The sequence below is a fragment of the Brevundimonas bullata genome (genome assembly GCF_003350205.1).
In the GTDB taxonomy this organism is placed as follows: Bacteria; Pseudomonadota; Alphaproteobacteria; order Caulobacterales; family Caulobacteraceae; genus Brevundimonas; species Brevundimonas bullata.
Genome location: NZ_QLLC01000028.1, coordinates 13,087 through 33,132 on the forward strand (window position 1 = coordinate 13,087; position 20,046 = coordinate 33,132).

The 20,046-nt window shown below is 69.5% G+C and carries 12 protein-coding genes; 1 reads left to right on the plus strand and 11 read right to left on the minus strand.

Annotated features, from left to right (window positions below; all coding sequences use genetic code 11):
* Nucleotides 1-102 precede the first annotated feature (102 nt).
* The 8 genes from DXK21_RS12690 to DXK21_RS12725 all read right to left on the minus strand — a co-directional run bounded on the left by DXK21_RS12690 (nucleotide 103) and on the right by DXK21_RS12725 (nucleotide 16,098).
* Nucleotides 103-1,431, minus strand: a complete 1,329-nt coding sequence (locus DXK21_RS12690) for an ammonium transporter (protein ID WP_114818149.1) — start codon at nucleotides 1,429-1,431, stop codon at nucleotides 103-105.
* A 43-nt stretch (nucleotides 1,432-1,474) separates the two neighbouring features.
* Nucleotides 1,475-6,001, minus strand: coding sequence for a glutamate synthase large subunit (gene gltB, locus DXK21_RS12695; RefSeq protein ID WP_114818150.1), 4,527 nt, complete (start codon nucleotides 5,999-6,001; stop codon nucleotides 1,475-1,477).
* Nucleotides 5,998-7,431 (minus strand): NAD(P)-dependent oxidoreductase, encoded by a 1,434-nt coding sequence (locus DXK21_RS12700; RefSeq protein WP_114818151.1) that lies wholly within the window; start codon nucleotides 7,429-7,431, stop codon nucleotides 5,998-6,000. Before DXK21_RS12700 ends, gltB begins: the two co-directional genes overlap by 4 nt.
* Before the next feature lie 187 nt (nucleotides 7,432-7,618).
* Entirely contained in the window at nucleotides 7,619-8,881 is a 1,263-nt protein-coding gene (locus DXK21_RS12705; RefSeq protein ID WP_114818152.1) for a glutamate-5-semialdehyde dehydrogenase, read from the minus strand.
* Nucleotides 8,878-10,017: a glutamate 5-kinase gene (proB, locus tag DXK21_RS12710; RefSeq protein ID WP_114818167.1), complete on the minus strand. Its 1,140-nt coding sequence runs from the start codon at nucleotides 10,015-10,017 to the stop codon at nucleotides 8,878-8,880. The genes DXK21_RS12705 and proB overlap by 4 nt, the downstream gene beginning before the upstream one ends.
* 170 nt (nucleotides 10,018-10,187) lie before the next feature.
* On the minus strand, nucleotides 10,188-11,627 hold the full coding sequence (locus tag DXK21_RS12715) for an efflux transporter outer membrane subunit (protein ID WP_114818153.1): 1,440 nt from the start codon (nucleotides 11,625-11,627) through the stop codon (nucleotides 10,188-10,190).
* Nucleotides 11,627-14,899 carry an efflux RND transporter permease subunit gene (locus tag DXK21_RS12720; protein ID WP_114818154.1) on the minus strand — a complete coding sequence of 1,091 codons (3,273 nt, stop codon included), beginning with the start codon at nucleotides 14,897-14,899 and terminating at the stop codon, nucleotides 11,627-11,629. Before DXK21_RS12720 ends, DXK21_RS12715 begins: the two co-directional genes overlap by 1 nt.
* A 5-nt stretch (nucleotides 14,900-14,904) precedes the next feature.
* Nucleotides 14,905-16,098 (minus strand): efflux RND transporter periplasmic adaptor subunit, encoded by a 1,194-nt coding sequence (locus DXK21_RS12725; protein ID WP_114818155.1) that lies wholly within the window; start codon nucleotides 16,096-16,098, stop codon nucleotides 14,905-14,907.
* Between the two features lie 166 nt (nucleotides 16,099-16,264).
* On the opposite strand from DXK21_RS12725, the gene DXK21_RS12730 reads away from it, so the two are divergent.
* A complete protein-coding gene (locus tag DXK21_RS12730) occupies nucleotides 16,265-16,858 on the plus strand; it encodes a TetR/AcrR family transcriptional regulator (protein ID WP_114818156.1) in 594 nt (197 codons plus the stop codon).
* A gap of 57 nt (nucleotides 16,859-16,915) precedes the next feature.
* On the opposite strand, the gene leuB is transcribed toward DXK21_RS12730, so the two are convergent.
* The 3 genes from leuB to leuC are packed head-to-tail and all read right to left on the minus strand — an operon-like array spanning nucleotide 16,916 to nucleotide 20,005.
* Nucleotides 16,916-18,016, minus strand: a complete 1,101-nt coding sequence (leuB, locus tag DXK21_RS12735) for a 3-isopropylmalate dehydrogenase (RefSeq protein WP_114818157.1) — start codon at nucleotides 18,014-18,016, stop codon at nucleotides 16,916-16,918.
* Nucleotides 18,016-18,606: a 3-isopropylmalate dehydratase small subunit gene (gene leuD / locus DXK21_RS12740; protein ID WP_114818158.1), complete on the minus strand. Its 591-nt coding sequence runs from the start codon at nucleotides 18,604-18,606 to the stop codon at nucleotides 18,016-18,018. Before leuD ends, leuB begins: the two co-directional genes overlap by 1 nt.
* Nucleotides 18,599-20,005, minus strand: coding sequence for a 3-isopropylmalate dehydratase large subunit (gene leuC / locus DXK21_RS12745; RefSeq protein WP_114818159.1), 1,407 nt, complete (start codon nucleotides 20,003-20,005; stop codon nucleotides 18,599-18,601). The genes leuD and leuC overlap by 8 nt, the downstream gene beginning before the upstream one ends.
* Nucleotides 20,006-20,046: the final 41 nt, after the last annotated feature.

Below are 20,046 nucleotides of genomic sequence, written 5' to 3' on the forward strand. Positions count from 1 at the left end.
CGCTCATCGCTGGACCGGACGGGCGAACGGCGCGCCCGATTGCGGCGGCGCCCCTTTAAGCACGTGATCAGTTCGACGGACCTTTAGCGGCCTGGCGGTTCGTCAGTGCATGGCCTCGCCGTGCTGGCTGTAGTCGAGGCCTTCGATCTCGGCCTCCTTCTCGACGCGCAGGCCGACGGTGTATTTGCAGATCATCAGCACGATGAAGGTGCCGACGGCGCTCCACAGCATGGCGCCGCCCAGGCCGACAGCCTGTTTCCAGACCGTCGCGCCTTCGGCGAGGGGGTTGATGGCGGCGTTGGCGAAGACCCCGGTCAGCAGGGCGCCGGCGATCCCGGCGATGCCGTGCACCCCGAAGGCGTCGAGGCTGTCGTCATACTTGAGTTTGTGTTTGAGCCAGACGGCGCCGACATAGGCGACCGGACCCGAGATCAGGCCGATCAGGAAGGCGCCCCTGGGGTCGACGAAGCCGGCGGCGGGGGTGATGGCCACCAGGCCGGCGACTACCCCGGTCAGCAGGCCCAGCAGGGTCGGCTTCTTCTTCAGCGTCCACTCCACCGCGATCCAGCCGACGGCGGCGGCGGCGGGGGCCAGCAGCGAGTTGAAGACGGCGACGGCGGCGATCTCATTAGCGCCCGCGGCCGAGCCGCCGTTGAAGCCCATCCAGCCGACGAAGAGCAGTCCGGTGCCGATGGCGGTGAAGGCCAGGTTGTGCGGGGCCATGTTGTCGCGACCCCAGCCGTGGCGCGGACCCAGCACGATGGCGCAGACCAGACCGGCCACACCCGCATTGACGTGGACCACGGCGCCGCCGGCGAAATCGAGCACGCCCAGCTCGCCCATCCAGCCGCCGCCCCAGACCTGATGGCAGATTGGCGCATAGACGATCAGGTGCCACAGGGTGAAGAAGAGGACGCTGGCCGAGAACTTGATCCGCTCGGCGAAGGCGCCGGCGATCAGGGCCGGGGTGATGATGGCGAAGGTCAGCTGATAGCCGATCCACAGGAACTCGGGCAGGCCGGGGGTCAGGGCGTGGGCCGTCTTCACCCCGACGCCGTTGAGGAACAGGGCCTGAACCCCGCCGATGAAGCCGTTGGTGGCCGCGCCGCTGGTCCCGAAGGACAGGGTGTAGCCGGCGACGAACCAGAGGACGGTGACGATGGCCATGGCCGCCGTGGAATGGGCGATGGTGGCGATCAGGTTCTTCTTGCGCACCATGCCGCCGTAGAAGAGCGCCAGACCGGGCAGGGTCATCATCAGCACCAGGGCCGTCGAGGTCAGAATCCAGGCCGTGCCCGCGCCGTCCAGCGCCAGCGGGACCTGATGGGCCAGCAGATCGGGCGGCGCCGCAGCCAGGGCGGGCGCCGAAAGCGCAAAGGCGAAAAGGCCGCAACAGAATGCTGCGGCCTTGGTGATCGTCGATGGGTTCATGAAGGTCTCGGGGAGAAGACGCGGGCGAAAAGGAAGGGCGACGTCAGGCCGGTTGGGCCAGCCTGACGTCGGTGTTGAGAGCCTCGGCGGCGAGGACGGTCTTGGGCACGATGCGGACGAAGCGGGGCCCGAAGCCCGACCAGTCGGCCAGAATGCGCCGGGCCAGGGGCGAGCCGGTGGCGGCGGCGTGGGCCTCGATCAGGGCCTTCAGACGGGCTTCGGCCTCGGCGTCGATGCGACCGACGCCAGCCAGGTCGCCGTTCAGGGCCTGGGCCGCGCGGCCCTCGGCGTCGAGCACGAACAGCTCGCCGCCGCTCATGCCCGCCGCCAGGTTCCAGCCGACGGCGCCGAGGACGACCACGCGGCCGCCGGTCATGTATTCGCAGCCGTGGGCGCCCAGTCCCTCGACCACGGCCTCGGCGCCCGAGTTGCGGACGGCGAAGCGTTCGCCCGCCGCGCCCGCCACGAACAGCCGGCCCGAGGTGGCGCCATAGAGGGTGGTGTTGCCGCAGATCTGCTGCTCGGCCCGCCACTCATAGGGACGGACATGGATGTCGGCGCCCGACAGACCCTTGCCGACGTAGTCGTTGACCTCGCCGGTGACGTCGAGGATCAGGCCCTTGGCCCCAAAGGCGCCGAAGCTCTGACCGGCGATGCCTTCCAGTTTCAGCTTCAGACGGCCCTGCGGACCCTCCGGGCCGAAGCGGCGGACGATGGCCGATGACACGCCGGCCCCGGCGGTGCGCTGGGTGTTGTTCAGCGGATAGGACAGTTCCAGCGTCTGGCCGCGCTCAAGGAAGGCGGCGGCGTCCTTCAGCACCAGGGCGTCGATGCTGTCGGGCACCGGGCGGCGGACCTTGTCGGCCCAGCGGCCCGGACGGTCGACGTCGACCTTCATCAGCAGGGGATTGAGGTCCAGGTCGTCCAGATGCGAGCCGCCGCGCCGCGTCTGACGCAGCAGGTCGGTGCGGCCGACGATCTCGTCGATGGTGCGCGCGCCGATGGAGGCCAGGATTTCGCGGACCTCCTCGGCGATGAAGGTGAAGAGGTTGACCACCTTCTCCGGCGTGCCGGTGAACTTGGCGCGCAGGCGCTCGTCCTGCGAACAGACGCCGACGGGGCAGGTGTTGGAATGGCACTGACGCACCATCAGACAGCCCATGGCGATCAGGCCCGAGGTGCCGATGCCGTATTCCTCGGCCCCCAGCAGGGCGGCCATGACCACGTCGCGTCCGGTGCGGATGCCGCCGTCGGCGCGCAAGCTGACCGACGAGCGCAGATGGTTCAGGCTGAGGACCTGATGCGCCTCGGCCAGGCCGATCTCCCACGGCATCCCCGCGTGCTTGACCGAGGTCTGGGGCGAGGCGCCCGTGCCGCCGTTGTGGCCGGCGATCAGGATGGCGTCGGCCTTGGCCTTGGCCACCCCTGAGGCGATGGCGCCGATCCCGGTAGCGGAGACCAGCTTGACCGTGACCTTGGCGTCGGGATTGATCGCCTTCAGGTCGTAGATCAGCTGGGCCAGATCCTCGATCGAATAGATGTCGTGGTGCGGCGGGGGGCTGATGAGCGTCGTGCCGGGAACGGCGTGGCGCATCCGGCCGATGAACTCCGTGACCTTGAAGCCGGGCAGCTGGCCGCCCTCGCCGGGCTTGGCGCCCTGGGCCACCTTGATCTCGATCTCGCGGCACTGGTTCAGGTATTCGGCGGTGACGCCGAAACGGCCTGAGGCCACCTGCTTGACCGCAGAGTTGGCGTTGTCGCCGTTCGGACGCGGCACGTAGCGCGCCGGGTCCTCGCCGCCCTCGCCGGACACGGCGCGCGCCCCCATCCGGTTCATGGCGATGTTCAGGGTCTCATGCGCCTCAGGGCTGAGGGCGCCGAGCGACATGGCCTGCGACAGGAAGCGGCGGCGGATGTCCGAGACGCTTTCGACCTCGTGCAGTTGGACCGGAGTCAGGCCGTCCTTGAAGTCCAGCAGGTCGCGCAGGGCCAGGTCCGCCTGCTCGCGGACGGCGGCGGAGTATTGCTTGAAGCGCTTGTAGTCGCCGCGATTCACCGCGTCCTGCAACAGGTGGATGGTCTTGGCGTCATGGGCGTGGGCCTCTCCGCCCGCACGGATGCGGAAGAAGCCGCCCATCGAGGGAGAGGGGACCGCCGCGCCGAACGCCAGCGTGTGGCGCTTGAGCGCCGCCTGCTCCAGACCGGCCAGGCCGATGCCGGAGATGCGCGACGGGGCGCCGGGGAAGAACTCGGCGGCCAGGGCGCGGGACAGGCCTAGAACCTCGAACTCGCAGCCGCCGCGATAGGCGGAGATGATGCTGATGCCCTTGCGCGCCAGCACCTTGAGCAGGCCGGCCTCGATGCCGTGCTTGTAGTTGAGGCAGGCGTCGTGGAGCGTCAGGCCCGGATAGGCTCCGCGATCCAGACGGTCCTGGAACAGTTCCTGCGCCAGCCACGGATTGACGGCGGTGGCGCCGACCCCGACCAGAACGGCGAAGGCGTGCGGGTCCAGGGTCTCGGCCGAACGGACCACCAGCGAGCAATAGGTGCGCAGGCCCGCCGCGATCAGGCGGCCATGGGTCCCCGCCGTGGCCAGGATCATCGGCGCGGCCAGGCGCTCGGCCGAGGCGTGCTCGTCGGTCAGGACGATCAGGGTGGCGCCTTCGCGCGCGGCGGCCTCGGCCTCGTCGCGAATGCGGTCCAGGGCCTGACGCAGGCCTGCGCCAGGGCGGTCATCTTCGGCGGGCAGCGGATAGGTGCAGTCGATCACCGTGGTCGAGCCGTCGGCGATGACGCCCAGCATCCGCTGATACATGCCGGTGGTCAGGACCGGGCTGTCCAGCACGAAGACCTCGGTCTGGGCCTCGTCCTGGGCCAGGATGTTGCCCAGGTTCTTGAAACGGGTCTTCAGGCTCATGGCTCCCGCTTCACGCAGGGGATCGATGGGCGGGTTCGTCACCTGGCTGAAGTTCTGGCGGAAGTAGTGGGCCAGGGGGCGCGGCAGGCTGGACAGGACGGCGGGCGGGGCGTCGTCGCCCATCGAGCCGACCGCCTCCTTGCCGTCGCGGACCAGGGCGTCGAGCAGCAGGTCCAGATCCTCGCGGCTGAAGCCGGCGGCGATCTGGCGGCGGATCAGGGCCTCGCCGACCGCGGCGCGGGGCTCGGGGCCGGGACCGATGATGGGTTCCAGATCGACCATGTTGTCGAGCCAGTCCGAATAGGGCTGGGCGGCGGCCAGGGCGTCGACGGCCTCGTGCTCGTCGTAGAGGCGGCCGTGCTTCAGATCGACGGCGATCAGCTTGCCGGGGCCGATGTGCAGGCGGCGCTTGACCCGGCCCTCGGGCAGGGGAACCAGACCGGCCTCCGAGCCCGCCAGCAGCAGGCCGTCCACGGTCTCGACGGCGCGCAGGGGCCGCAGACCGTTGCGGTCCTTGCCGGCGACAACCCAGCGGCCGTCGACGGCGCACAGGGCGGCGGGGCCGTCCCACGGCTCCATCACCGCGTTGCAGTAGGCGTAGAGGGCGCGGTGCTCGGGCTTCATCACCACGTCGTCCGAGGACCAGGCCTCGGGCACCAACAGGGCCTTGGCCAGGGGGGCGGGACGTCCGGCGCGGACCAGAACCTCGAAGACATTGTCCAGCGCCGCCGAGTCCGAGCCGCCCGGCTGTACCACCGGCTTGACCTCATGGTCGCGGTCGCCGAAGGCCGAGGCCGCCATGCGGATCTCGTGGCTGCGCATCCAGTTCAGGTTGCCCTGAAGCGTGTTGATTTCGCCGTTGTGAGCCAGCATGCGGAAGGGCTGGGCCAGCTTCCACTCGGGGAAGGTGTTGGTCGAGTAGCGCTGGTGGAAGACGGCGTAGCCGGCGACGACGGTGGGGTCGTTCAGGTCGTGATACAGCTGGCCCAGCAGCTCGGCGCGGACCATGCCCTTGTAGACGATGGAGCGGGCCGACAGGGAGCAGAGGTAGAAGCCGTTCAGACCCGACGCCTGCACCGCCTTTTCGATGCGGCGGCGACACAGGAAGAGCTCGCGCTCCAGCTCCTCGATCTCCATGCCCTCGGGCGCGGCCAGCATGATCTGCTCGATCTCGGGCCGGGTGGCGTCGGCGCGGACGCCGACGACGGACAGGTCCATCGGCGTCTGGCGCCAGCCGTAGATGTAGAAGCCCGAACGGATGGCCTCGGTCTCGACGATGGCGCGGGCGTGGTCCTGGGCGCCCAGGTCGGTGCGCGGCAGGAAGACCTGGCCGACCGCGATGGGGCCGGGGCGCAGGGTCTGGCCGACCGCGCGCACCTGGGCCGCGAAGAAGGCCTGGGGCAGTTCGATCATGATGCCGGCGCCGTCGCCGGACAGGCCGTCGGCGTCGACCGCGCCGCGGTGGGCCACGGCCTTCAGCGACTGGATAGCCATGTCGACGATCTCGCGCCGGGGCTTGCCGTCGATGGCGCAGACCAGGCCCACGCCGCAGGCGTCGCGTTCCGACGACGGGTCATAGGCGCCGCCTTCGATCAGGCGGGCGCGGTCTTCTTCATACTGGGCCAGCCAGTTCTGTTGCGATGCGTCGGTCATGCCGCGGCTTCCTCGGTACGCGCGCGCAGGTAACGGTCGATTTCAGCCGCGGCGTCCTGGCCGTCGCGCACGGCCCAGACGACAAGGGAGGCGCCGCGCACGGCGTCCCCGGCGGCGAAGACGCCGGGCAGGGTGGTGGCGAAACCGCCGCGCGCCACCTGCAGGGTGTTCCACTTGGTGAGGCCGAGGCCGGCGTCGAGTTGTTCGGCGAAGGCTTCAGGCTCGAAGCCCAGGGCCTCGATCACGAGATCGGCGGGCAGGTCGAAGTCGGAGCCGGCCACGGGGGCGATGTCGCGGCGGCCGCCGGCGGAGGCCTCGGTCAGGGCCATGCGCTGGGCGCGGACTGCGGTGACGGCCTCGCCCTTGGACATCAGGGCCTTGGGCGCCCCCAGCCATTCGAAACGGACGCCTTCCTCCTCGGCGTTCTGCACCTCGCGGGCCGAGCCGGGCATGTTTTCGCGGTCGCGGCGATAGAGGCAGACGACGCTATTGGCGCCCTGACGGATGGCGGTGCGGACGCAGTCCATGGCCGTGTCCCCGCCGCCGACGACCACCACGTCGCGACCGGCCGCATGGGGGGCGGACGCATCGGCGGCGTCGCCGCAATCGACGCGGTTCTGGGCGATCAGGAAGTCGAGCGCGGCGACGGTGTCGTTCGGGCCGCGACCGGGGACGGCCAGGGTGCGGGCCTGATAGACGCCCATGGCCAGCAGCACCGCGTCATGGCGCGACCGCAACTCGTCCATCGAGACATCGACGCCGACCGAGGTGTTGAGCACGAACTCGACCCCGCCCTCGATCAGGCGGGCGATCCGGCGCTGAACGACGCGCTTCTCCAGCTTGAAGCCGGGGATGCCATAGGTCAGCAGGCCGCCCGCGCGGTCGTGGCGATCATAGACAGTGACGGCGTAGCCTTCGCTGCGCAGGCGGTCGGCTGCGGCCATGCCAGCGGGCCCTGAGCCGACGATGGCGACGCTCTGGCCGCGCTCGGCCAGGGGGCGGATGGGCTCGACCCAGCCGTTGTCGAAGGCGGTGTCGGCGATCCAGGCCTCGACCGAGCCAATGGTGACGCCGTCCCAGCCGGACTGTTGCAGGGTGCAGGCGCCCTCGCACAGGCGGTCCTGCGGACAGATGCGGCCGCAGATTTCGGGCATGGTCGAGGTGGCGGCGGCGACGCGCCAGGCCTCGCGCAGGTCGCCGTCCGCCGACAGGGCCAGCCAGTCGGGGATGTTGTTCTGAAGCGGGCAGGCGTTCTGGCAGAAGGGCACGCCGCAGTCGGTGCAGCGCGACGCCTGGGCCGTCCCGCTGTCGGCGGTCGGTTTGAGCGTGATCTCCGTGAAGGCGCGTACGCGCATCTCAGCGGGCTGTTTCTCCAGCCGACGCTGTTCGATCAGAAAACCACCAGGGTTGGAACGGCCACCTTTTTGCATCTGCTCATTAAGCGAAATCCTGCGCCTATGTGCAAATATAATCCGAAGTGACGTTAAAAAATGATCGTTATAGGTGTGAGTTGCCGGTTCTCGCTGCGTGAAGGGTGTTTTTGTCCAGTCAAACGTGTGCGGTGCAGCATTTCTTTCGCGGGTGGCGAAGCGCTGTCTGAGTGACGCTCGCCGATCTTCAGGGGCGCGTCTGACCCTGACCGCGCACCACATACTTGTAGGTGGTCAGCTGTTCGGCGCCGACGGGGCCGCGGGCGTGCAGCTTGGAGGTCGAGATGCCGATCTCGCCGCCGAAGCCGAATTCGCCGCCGTCGGCGAACTGGGTCGAGGCGTTGATGAGGACGATGGCGCTGTCGACGCCGCCCACGAAACGTTCGGCGGCCTCGGCGTCGGTGGTGATGATGGCCTCGGTGTGGCCCGAGCCATAAGTCCGGATGTGCTCGACCGCGCCCGCCACCCCGTCCACGATCCGCACCGATAGGACGGGAGCCAGGTATTCGGTGGTCCAGTCGGCCTCAACCGCTTCGGCGGCTTCAGGGACCAGGGCGCGCGTCTCGGCGTCGCCGCGCAGTTCGCAGCCTGCGGCGATCAGGTCAGCGGCGACGGCGGGCAGCAGGCGCTCGGCGGCGGCGCGGTCCACCAGCAGGGTTTCGGTCGCGCCGCAGACCGAGACGCGGCGCATCTTGGCGTTGACGACGACGCGGCGGGCGACATCGAGGTCAGCGGCGGCGTCCAGATAGGTGTGGCACAGGCCCTCCAAGTGGCCGAGCACAGGGGCCTTGGCTTCGGCCTGTACGCGGGCGACCAGGCTCTTGCCGCCGCGCGGGATGATCAGGTCGATGGCGCCGTCGAGCCCAGACAGGATGGCCCCCACCGCTTCACGACCAGGGACGGGGACCAACTGGATCGCGTCGGCGGGCAGACCCGCCTCGGCGACGGCGCGGACGACCACGGCGGCGATGGCGCGCGAGGACTCCAGGCAGTCCGAACCGCAGCGCAGGATGGCGGCGTTGCCCGAGCGGATGCACAGGGCGGCGGCGTCGGCGGTGACGTTGGGCCGGCTCTCATAGATGACGCCCAGCACGCCGATGGGGGTGCGGACGCGGGCGATGTCCAGACCGTTGGCGGGGGTCCAGCGGGCCATCTCGGCGCCGACCGGATCGGGCTGGGCGGCGATGGTCTCGACGGCGACGGCCATGCCCTCGACGCGGGCGGGCGTCAGGGCCAGACGGTCGATCAGGGCTTCGGTCAGGCCCGAGGCGCGTGCGTTTTCAATGTCGCGGGTGTTGGCGGCCAGGATCTCGGCCTCGGCGGCGCGCAAGCCGGCGGCCAGCCGGGTCAGGGCCTGGGTGCGTGCGTCGGGCGTGGTGGTGCGAAGGGCGTCGGCGGCGGCGCGGGCGCGGCGGCCCATGTCGAGCATTAAGGCGTTCGTGTCGGTCATCGGGTCTCCAGCACCAGGTCGTCGCGGTGGATCACGACCGAGGGGCCGCGATAGCCGATCAGGGTCTCGATCTCATCCGAATGGCGGCCGCGGATCAGGGCGATCTCGTCAGCGGGATAGGACGCCAGGCCGACGCCGACCACGGCGCCGCTGGCGTCGAGCAGTCGCAGGCTGTCGCCTTTCTCAAACGTGCCGCTGACCGAGACAATGCCCGAGGGCAGCAGGCTCTTGCCCGACTTCAGGGCGCGCACGGCGCCGTCGTCCAGCGTCAGGGCGCCGCCCGGAGACATGCTGCCGGCGATCCACTGCTTCCAGGCCGCGAGCGGCGTGGCGGGGGCGGTGATCAGGGTGGCGCGGGCGCCTTCGGCTATGGCCTTGAGCGGATGCGCGGTCAGGCCCGAGGCGATGACAGTGGCGCAGCCGGCGGAGCGGGCGATCTGGGCGGCGGCCAGCTTGGTGGCCATGCCGCCGGTGCCGACCCCGGCGTCGGCGTTGGCGCCGGTCGCCATGCCAAGGATGTCGGGGCCGAGGCTCTCGACCAGAGGCAGGTGGCGAGCCTCGGGATCGCGGCGCGGGTCGGCGGTGTAGAGGCCGTCCACGTCGGATAGGAGGATCAGCAGGTCGGCGCGGGCCAGTTGCGCCGCGCGGGCGGCTAGACGGTCGTTGTCGCCGTAACGGATTTCCTCGGTGGCGACGGTGTCGTTCTCGTTGACCACGGGGACGACGCCGTGGGCCAGCAGGGCCTCGACCGTGGCGCGGGCGTTCAGCCAGCGGCGGCGGCGCTCGGTGTCGTCGCGGGTCAGAAGAATCTGGGCGGTGATCAGGCCGTGAGGGGCCAGGGCCTCTTCCCAGGCATGCATCAGCAGGGTCTGGCCGACGGCGGCGGCGGCCTGCTTGTCCTGCAGCCGGCCCGGCGAGGTGTTCAGCCGTCCGCGCCCCAGGGCCACGGCGCCGGAGGAGACGATGATGACCTCGCGCCCCTGCTGGCGCAGGGCGGCGATGTCCTGGGCCAGGGAGGCCAGCCAGTCGCGGGCCACGGCGCGGGTGGCGGGATCGATCAGCAGGGAGGAGCCGATCTTGACCACGACCCGTCGGGCATGGGTCAGCGCCGTCGCGGGCGAAGCCTCGGCGACGATCTCGGCGGCGGGGGAGGGCGCGGCGGGAAGGGTCACGGCTTCCTCCCTAGAGCATCATTCGGGCCGGGGTCACGTCTGTAGGCGCGAAAATCGTGCAACATGGCTCAAAAGAAAACGCCCGGCGGGGTCGAACCTGCCGGGCGTTTCTGTTTTCAGCGATGATCCGAGGATCAGGCTTCGGGGTTGGGGGCCTGATCCCAGCCGCCGGCCAGGGCCTTGAACAGGGCGATCTGGTAGGTGACGACCTGGGCTTCCGAAGCGGCGAGGGCCGCGTCGGCGCCGGCCAGGGTCCGTTCCGAATCCAGCACCGTCAGGAAGCTGTCGGCGCCGGCGTCGAAACGCAGACGCGACAGGCGGGCCGCGGTCGCCGCCTGATCCCGCGCGGTGCGCAGGGCCGTGCGACGGTCCAGTTCGTTGGCGTAGGCGCTGAGCGCCGTCTCGGTTTCCTGCAAGGCCGTCAGCACGGTCTGGTCGAAGGTCGCCAGAGCCGCGTCGGTCAGGGCGCCGGCCTGCTTGATGCGGGCGCGGGCCACGGCGATGTTGGGGAAGTTCCAGCTGATCAGCGGGCCGACGCTGAAGCGGAAGTTGGCGTCGTCGCCCAGACCCGAGGAGTCCAGCGAGGTCGAGCCCAGCGAGCCCCCCAGGCTGATGCTCGGATAGAGGCTGGCGGTCGCCACGTTCACGCGGGCGGCTGCGGCGGCCAGACGGGCCTCGGCCTGACGCACGTCGGGACGACGGGCCAGCAGGGCCGCACCGTCGCCGACCGGGATCGGCTGCGACAGTTGCGGCGGGGACTGGCAACCGCGCGCCGCCTCGCTGGCCTCGACCGGGGTGCGCCCGGTCAGGGTGGCGAGACGATAGAGGGCGCCGTCGCGCTGGGCCCGCAGCGGCGGCAGGCTGGCGCGGGTGGATTCCAGCGCCGCGCGGGCGCGGGCCACATCCAGTCCGTTGCCCGAACCGCCGTCCAGCAGGCGCTGGGTCAGGTCGACGGTCTTGCCTTGCAGGTCGATGGTGCGTTCGGCCACCGCGATCTGGGCGTTGGCCGAGCAGGTGTCGGCATAGGCCCGGGCGGTTTCGGCGGCGACGGTGATCCGCACCACCTCCAGCGCCTCGGCGGCGGCGGCGGCGTCGGCACGGGCGGCGCGGACGGTCGACTCGACGCGGCCGAACAGGTCGACCTCGTAGGAGACATCCAGACCGACGCTGTAGGTGTCGACGTCGTCCAGCTTGGCGCCGTTGGCCGCCGGGTTGGTGATGGTCGAGGCCTGGCTGCGGTTGAAGGCGGCGTTGACGTTCGTCGAGGGCAGGCGACCGGCGCGGGCCTCGGACAGCGAGGCCCGGACGGCGCGCAGATTGGCTGCGGCCGCCTCAAGCTCGTTGTTCTCGGTCAGCGCCTGCTGGATCAGACCGTCCAGCGTGGCGTCGTTATAGAGCCGCCACCAGTCGCCGCGAGCGGCCTCGGTCGAAACCGAGGCGGATTGCGAGCCTATGAAGGCGCCTTGGCCCAGCGCCGGGACCGTGGGGTCCGGCGCCTTGGGCCCGACCGCGCAGGCGGCGAGCAGAAGCGCGGCGCTGGAGGCGGTCAGGAGGGAAAGGGCTTTACGGTTCATCAGGCGTCTCCCAGGCGCGGGCTGGCCGTCATCGGGGCCGTCGGCGCGGGGTCGGTGGGGTCGTACGGATCATGAGGCGGCGTGCCGTAGGTGGTCGGCAGGTCGCGCGGCTTCTCGGGCGAGTTGGGCAGCTTGCCCGCGAGCCAGCGCATCATGACGTAGAAGACCGGGGTGAAGATCAGACCGAAGAAGGTCACGCCCAGCATGCCGGAGAAGACCGCCGTGCCCAGCGACTGGCGCATTTCAGCGCCGGGGCCGGTCGCCAGCATCAGCGGCATGACGCCGAAGATGAAGGCGAAGGAGGTCATCAGGATCGGACGCAGGCGCACCTTGGCGGCGTAGATCGCCGCTTCGAAGCGATCCATGCCCTCTTCCTCTTCGGCCTGCTTGGCGAACTCGACGATCAGGATGGCGTTCTTGGCCGCCAGGGCGATCAGGACGACGAGGCCGATCTGGACCAGGATGTTGTTGTCCAGACCCCGGATGTTCACCCCGATCATGGCCGCCAGCAGACACATGGGGACGATCAGCACCACCGCGAGCGGCAGGGTGAAGGCCTCATACTGGGCCGCCAGCACCAGGAAGACGAAGACCACGGCCATGACGAAGATCATGGAGGCGCCGCCCGAGGCCTGCTTCTCTTGCAGGGCCAGTTCTGTCCATTCGTAGCTGAAGCCTTGCGGCAGGGCTTGAGCGGCCAGGTTCTCCATCGTCTTCAGAGCCTCGCCGGACGAGACGCCCGGCGCGGCCTGACCCTGCAGCTCGGAAGCCGGGAACAGGTTGAAGCGGACGACGCGGGCCGGACCGGAGTCCTCGCGCAGGTTGGCGACGGCGCCGATCGGCACCATGGCGCCGGTGGCCGAGCGGGTCTTCAGGTTGGCGATGTCGGCGATGTCGTCCCGCGACGAGGGTTCAGCCTGAGCGGTGACGCGGAAGGTGCGGCCCAGCAGGTTGAAGTCGTTGATGTAGGACGAGCCGAGATAGACGCCGAGGGTGTCGAACACGGCCGAGGGCTGGACGCCCATCATCAGAGCCTTGTTGCGGTCGATGTCGGCGGCGATGCGCGGCGAGCCGGTGTTGTAGGTCGAGAAGACCTGTTGCACTTCATTAGGGATCTGGGCTGCGCCGCCCATCATGGCGAAGGTGGCGCCTTCCAGCGCGCGGTAGCCCGCGCCGGAACGGTCCTGGATCATCATCTTGAAGCCGTTGCCGTTGCCCAGGCCTTGGACGGCCGGGGGGGCGATGACGAAGATGTTGGCGTCCTCGATGCCTGCGGTGGCGCCGGTGATGGCGCCGGCCAGGGCCGTGGCGGCCTGTTCCTTGGTGCGGTTCTCGAAGGCGTCCAGGCGGATGAACAGCGTCGCGGCGTTGGAGCCGAACGAGAAGCTGGAGCCGTCCAGACCGGCGAAGGCCACGGTGCCGTCGACGCCTTCCGTCTTCTGGATGATGTCGTTGGCGCGTTCCATCACGGCTTGGGTGCGGTCCAGCGAGGCACCGGCGGGCAGTTGCACCACGCCGATCAGGAAGCCCTGATCCTGCTCGGGAATGAAGCCCGACGGGGTGTCCACCAGACGCCAGCCGGTGATGGCCAGAAGGCCCACGTAGATGATCGCGACGAGCATCAGCGACCGCACCAGACGGGCGGTCAGACGACCGTACTTGTCCGACAGCCAGTCGAAGCCCTGGTTGAACTTGGCGCCGGCCCAGCCGAGGTAATAGAGGACCGTGCCCCACAGGCCCGGCTTGCGCTCATGGTGGTCCTGATGCGGCTTGAGCAGCAGGGCGGCTAGGGCAGGCGACAGGGTCAGCGAGACGACCAGCGAGATCAGCGTCGCCGAGGCGATGGTGACGGCGAACTGGCGATAGAAGATGCCGGGGATGCCGGGCACGAAGGCGGTCGGCACGAACACCGCCGTCAGCACCAGGCCGATGGCGATCAGGGCGCCCGAGACCTCCTGCATGGACCGATAGGCGGCCTCCTTGGGCGTCAGGCCTTGTCTCAGGTATCGCTCGACGTTCTCGACCACGATGATGGCGTCATCGACGACGATGCCGACAGCCAGAACCAGGGCGAACAGCGACAGGGAGTTGATCGAATAGCCCAGAGCCAGTTGCACCGCGAAGGTGCCGACCAGGGCGACCGGGATGGCGATGATCGGGATGATGGCCGCGCGCCAGGTCTGCAGGAAGATCAGGACGACGAGGGCCACCAGGACGACGGCTTCGAACACGGTGTGCTGAACCGCCGTGACCGAGGCGGCGACGAATTCCGTCGGGTTGTAGGGGATGGAAGCGGCCATGCCGGCCGGCAGCTCGGCCTTGGCGGCCTCGACCTCGGCCAGGACGCGGTTGGCGGTGGCCAGGGCGTTGGCGCCCGGTTGCTGGACGACGGCGATGCCGACGCCGCGCTGGCCGTCGAAGAAGCCGCGGATGCCGTAGTCCTGGGCGCCCAGTTCCACGCGGGCGACGTCGCGGACGCGGGTCACGCGGCCTTGGGCGTCGGTCTTGATGACCACGTCGGCGAACTGATCGGGGTCGGACAGACGGCCCTGGACCTGAACCGGCAGTTGGAAGGCGGCGGCGTTTGTGGCGAAGGGCGGCTGGCCGATGGCGCCGGCGGCGGCCTGAACGTTCTGGGCGCGCAGGGCGCCGACGATGTCCGAGCCGGTCAGACCGCGCTCGGCCGCCTTGGCCGGGTCGATCCAGATCCGCATCGAATAGTTGCCGCCGCCGAAGATCTGAACCTGGCCTACGCCGTCGATGCGCAGCAGGCGATCCCGCAGCGTCGAGTTGGCGTAGTTGCCGACGTAGTCGTTATCCAGACTGCCGTCCGGCGAGGTCAGGCCGACGATCATCAGGAAGCCGCTTTCGGCCTTGTTGACCGTCACGCCGATCTGGCGGACCTGCTCGGGCAGCTTAGGCTCGGCCAGGGCGACGCGGTTCTGCACCAGAACCTGCGCGGAATCGAGGTCCGTGCCGGGCTGGAAAGTGACGGTGATCGACACCGCCCCGTCCGAGGTGGACGAGGAGGTCAAGTACAGCATCTTTTCGACGCCGTTGACCTCTTGCTCGATGGGAGCCGCCACGGTCTCGGCCAGGGTCTCGGCCGAGGCGCCCGGGTAGGCCGCGTTGATGGTGATCGTCGGGGGCGCGATCTCCGGGTACTGCGACAGGGGCAGCATCGGATAGGCGAACAGGCCGATCAGGGTGATGAACACCGAGATCACGCCCGCGAAGATCGGGCGGTCGATGAAGAAGCGGGAGATATTCATCTATCTTAGCCCGCGTTGGCGAAGGAGGCGCTGGAGGCCGGCGCCGCCTGGGTGACGGGGGCCGAACCGGCTTGCGGGGCGACGGGCGCGATGGTCCCGTTCTTCGGCTGGACCTTCATGCCCGGCATCTGGATGCGCTGACCGCCGGCGATGATGACGCGGTCGGTCGGCTTCAGACCCGAACGGACGACGCGCAGGCCATCGACCAGAGGGCCGGTTTGGACGGCGCGCGTGGCGGTCGAGCCGTCGGCGTTGACGACCATGACGACGCGACGGGCGGCGTCGGTGGCGATGGCGGAATCCGGCACCAGAAGGGCCTGATAGGAACCACCGCCGGCCAGTTGCGCCTGGCCGAACATGCCGGGCTTCAGGAAGCCGTCGGCGTTCGGGACGACGGCGCGCAGGCGGATGGTGCCCGAAGCCGTGTCGATGGCGTTGTCGGTGAAGTCCAGCGTGCCGACGCGGTCGTAGCTGGTCTCATCCTGCAGGCGGATGCGGATCGGCGCCGGGCCGCCGGTGCGGGCTTCGCGCTGATACTTGAGCGCCAGGGCTTCGGAGCCGTCAAAGACGAAGTAGATCGGCGAGGACGAAACGATGGTGGTCAGGACGTCGCCGGCCGAGGAGCCGCCGCCGACCAGGTTGCCCGGATCGACCCGGCGGTCGGAGACGCGGCCCGCGATCGGGGCGGTGACGCGGGTGAACTCGACGTCCAGCTGACGGGCGCGGATGGCGGCGTTGGCGGCGGAGACGGCGGCCTGGGCCTGGGCCACGGCGCCGCGCTTGGAATCGACCTCGGCCTGGGACACGGCCTGCGAGGCCAGCAGGCCCTCGGCGCGGGCGAACTCGCTGCGGGCCAGGGTCAGCTGGGCCTGGGCCTGCGACAGCTGAGCCTGGGCGGACGCGAGCGCGGCCTGGGCGGGACGGGCGTCCAGCGTGAAGAGCAGCTGGCCCTGACGCACGAAGTCGCCGTCCTTGAAGTGGACCGCCTGGATATAGCCGCCGACGCGGGCGCGCACATCGACCGAACGGGTGGCTTCAAAGCGGCCGGTGACTTCGTCCCAGTCGACGACCTGGCGCGCCAGCGGCGTGGCGACCGTGACGGGGGGCGCCTGTGGCGCAGGGGCCTCACCTCCCTTGGAACAGCCATAGAGGGCGGCCGTCATCAGAACGGACGCGACCGCGATCTTCACCGTGCGCATCGGCGCATTCTCCTGTTGGGAGGGTTTTCGTACATTAACAGACCGGCGCTCTTCGGGGGAGGAAGCGCCAGTCAACGTTCGGTGACTTAATGATGATCGTGGTTCAGCTTGTCAACGCCTGATGACAAAGCCATATAGACGATAAGGTTTATAGGAGTACGGCCCGTTGGTCCTTTGCGACGCCCCCCGACCGCGTAACGCCAACGCCACGCGCCAAGCCATTCTGGAGGCGGCGCGGGAGCGGTTCTGCTCGGACAGTTACGACGACGTCGGCATGCGCGATGTCGCGCGCGACGTCGGCGTGGATGCGGCCCTGATCAGCCGCTACTTCGGTTCCAAGGAAGACTTGTTCGTCGCCGTGCTGGACAGCTGCAAGAACGGGCGCGACCTGATGGACGGCCCGCGTGAGGATTTCGGCGAGCGGCTGGCGCGCGAGATCGTCTATGGCGAGGTCATGCCATGCCAGGACGACGGGGCGGGCGCCAAGATGCGGGGGTTGCTGATCCTGCTGCGGTCGGTCGGGTCGGCCAAGGCGATGGACGTCATGCAGCGCACCTCCAACAATCGCTTCTTTGATCCGCTTGCCGCGTGGATCGGCGGGCCGGACGCGCCGGTGCGGGCGCGTCTGGCGGCGGGTCTGATCATGGGCATGGCCATCGGACGCGAGCTGTCGGACGGCTATTCGTCGCTGGGCGAGACGCAGAAGGCCGAGTTGGCGCGGCGGATGGCCGTGGCCTTGCAGGGCCTGATCGACAACTGAATACGAAAAGGGCGGACCGCGAGGTCCGCCCTTTCTCTTTGATATATGGGCTGAGGCTCAGGCCCAGTGCATCGGCACATGGCGGGCGGCGGCCCAGTGGATGGCGCGGATGGCGTCGACGATGGCGCGGGTGGCCTCGACCGTGCCCAGAGCCCCGCCCAGATCAGCCGTCACAGCGCCGGAGGCCTGAACGGCGGCGACGGCGGCCTCGATCGAATCCGCCTCGTCTTCCAACTCGAAGCTGTGACGCAGCATCATGGCCGCCGACAGGACCATGCCGATGGGGTTGGCCAGATCCTGACCCGCGATGTCGGGGGCCGAGCCGTGGATGGGCTCGAACAGGCCGGGACCGCTGCTGCCCAGCGAGGCCGAGGGCAGCAGGCCGATGGAGCCGCCCAGCACCGAGATCTCGTCCGACAGGATGTCGCCGAACATGTTCTCGCTCAGGATGACGTCATACTCGCGCGGCTTGCGGATCAGGTGCATGGCCATGGAGTCGACCAGGGCATGCTCCAAGGTGATCTGCGGATATTCCTCGGCGTGGATGCGGGTCACGACCTCGCGCCACAGGCGGCTGGTCTCCATGACATTGGCCTTGTCGACCGAGGTGACCTTGCCGCGACGCTGGCCGGCGGCCTGGAAGGCGGCGCGGGCGACGCGTTCGATCTCCTCGACCGTATAGACGCACAGGTCCGAGGCGCTGGTTTCGGTGCGGGTCTTCTCGCCGAAATAGACGCCGCTGGTCAGTTCGCGGAAGACGATCAGATCGACGCCCTCGACGATCTCCTTCTTCAGCGGAGACAGGTGAGCCAGGACCGGCGAGACCTGCAGGGGGCGCAGGTTGGCGTACAGGCCCATGGCCTTGCGGATGGCCAGCAGACCCTGTTCGGGCCGAACCGGCGCGCCGTCCCACTTGGGTCCGCCGACCGCGCCCAGCAGGACAGCGTCGGAGGCTAGGCAGGCGGTTTTCGTTTCCTCAGGCAGGGCTTCGCCGGTCGCGTCGATGGCGCCGCCGCCGATCAGGTGCTCGGCGAACTCGAAGCGGTGGCCGTAGATGTCGCCGATGCAGGTCAGGACGCGCTCGGCCGCCAGGGCGACCTCAGGCCCGACGCCGTCGCCAGGCAGGACCACGATGTTGAAGGTGCGGGTGTGGGGCATCAGATGGTCTCCGGTTCACGGAAGCGTTCGTAGGTCTGGATGTAGGGCAGTCTGGCTTGCAGCCAGCCGAGGGTGTCGACGCCGTCGAGCAGGCACTGGCGGGCGAAGGCCTCGACCTTGAAGGGGACGGGGGCGGCGTTGCCGCGACGGATTTCGCCGGCCTCCAGATCAATGGTCACGGGCTGTTCGGGATGGGCGGCCAGGTCGTCCCAGGTCGCCTGGTCGACGACGATGGGCAGGAAGCCATTCTTCAGCGCATTGGAGGTGAAGATGTCGGCGATCTCGGTCGAGATCACCGCCCGGAAGCCATAGTCCAGCAGGGCCCAGGGGGCGTGTTCGCGCGACGAGCCGCAGGCGAAGTTGGGGCCGGCCAGCAGGATGCGCTGCTCGGTCGGATCGATGCGGTTCAACACCGCCTCGGGCTTGGGCGAACCGTCGGCTTCGTAGCGCCAGTCATGGAAGGCGTGGGCGCCCAGACCTTCGCGCGACGTGGTGGTCAGGAAGCGGGCCGGGATGATCTGGTCCGTGTCGATATTGGCCTGGCTCAGGGTCAGGGTCTTCGACGTCAGAACCTTGAAGGCCTCAGGCATGGATGGCCTCCAGATAGGCGCGCGGGTCGGTCAGGACGCCGGCCACGGCGCTGGCGGCGGCGGTGGCCGGGCTGGCCAGGATGGTGCGGGCGCCCTTGCCCTGACGGCCCTCGAAATTGCGGTTGGAGGTCGAGACCGCCAACTGGCCGGGGGCGACGAAATCCCCGTTCATGGCGATGCACATGGAACAGCCGGGGATGCGCCATTCGGCCCCTGCCTCGGTGAAGACCCTGTCCAGCCCCTCGGCCTCTGCGTCGCGACGCACGGCCTCGGAGCCGGGGACGACCAGCATGCGCACGCCCGGCTGGACCTTGCGGCCGCGCAGGATCTCGGCGGCGGCGCGCAGGTCGGGCAGGCGGCCGTTGGTGCAGCTGCCGATGAAGACGACGTCGACCTTGTGGCCGGTCGTCGCCTCGCCGGCGGTGAAGCCCATATAGTCCAGGGCCTTCTGGTCAGACGCCGAGCGCGGGTGGGGCGCCGGGGCGCCGACGGGGGCGCCCGCGTCGGGGGTGGTGCCCCAGGTGGCCATGGGACGGATGGCGGCGCCGTCCAGCACCACCTCCTTGTCGAAGGTCGCGCCGGGATCGGAGGCCAGGGTCAGCCAGTCGGCGGCAGCGGTGTCGAAGTCGGCGGGAACGTGACGACGGCCGCGCAGCCAGTCGATGGTGGTCTGGTCGGGGGCGATCATGCCGGCCCGCGCGCCCGCCTCGATGGACATGTTGCACAGGGTCATGCGCCCTTCCATGTCCAGCGCGCGCACGGCCTCGCCCGCATATTCGATGACGTAGCCGGTGCCGCCGCCGAAGCCGATGGCGGCGATGACCGCCAGAGCCACGTCCTTGCCCGAGACGCCGGGGCGCAGGCGCCCATCGACGGTCACGCGCATGGATCTGGCGCGGCGCTGCAACAGGCACTGGGTGGCCAGGACGTGACCGACCTCGGAGGTGCCGATGCCAAACGCCAGAGCGCCGAAGGCCCCATGGGTGGCGGTATGGCTGTCGCCGCAGACCACGGTCATGCCCGGCTGGGTCAGGCCCAGCTCAGGCCCCATGACGTGAACCACGCCGCGCTGATCCGAGTCCCAGCCCGCCAGTTCGACGCCGTGGCGGGCGCAGTTGGCCTCCAGCGTCTCGACCTGATTTTTGGCGGCGGCGGTGAAGTAGGGGCGCTGGCCGTCCGCCCCGGCGGGCAGGGTCGGGGTGGAATGGTCCAGGGTGGCGAAGGTCCGGTCGGGGCGGCGGACCTTCAGGCCGCGCGTCTCGATTTCGGAGAAGGCCTGGGGCGAGGTGACTTCGTGGACCAGGTGCAGGTCCACATACATCACCCCCGGCGTCTCGGCCGTTTCCGGCACGACGACGTGCCGGTCCCAGACCTTTTCATACAGGGTGCGGGCGCTCATCGGCGATCCTCCCCTGCGCAGCGGGGGAGGGGGACCATGCG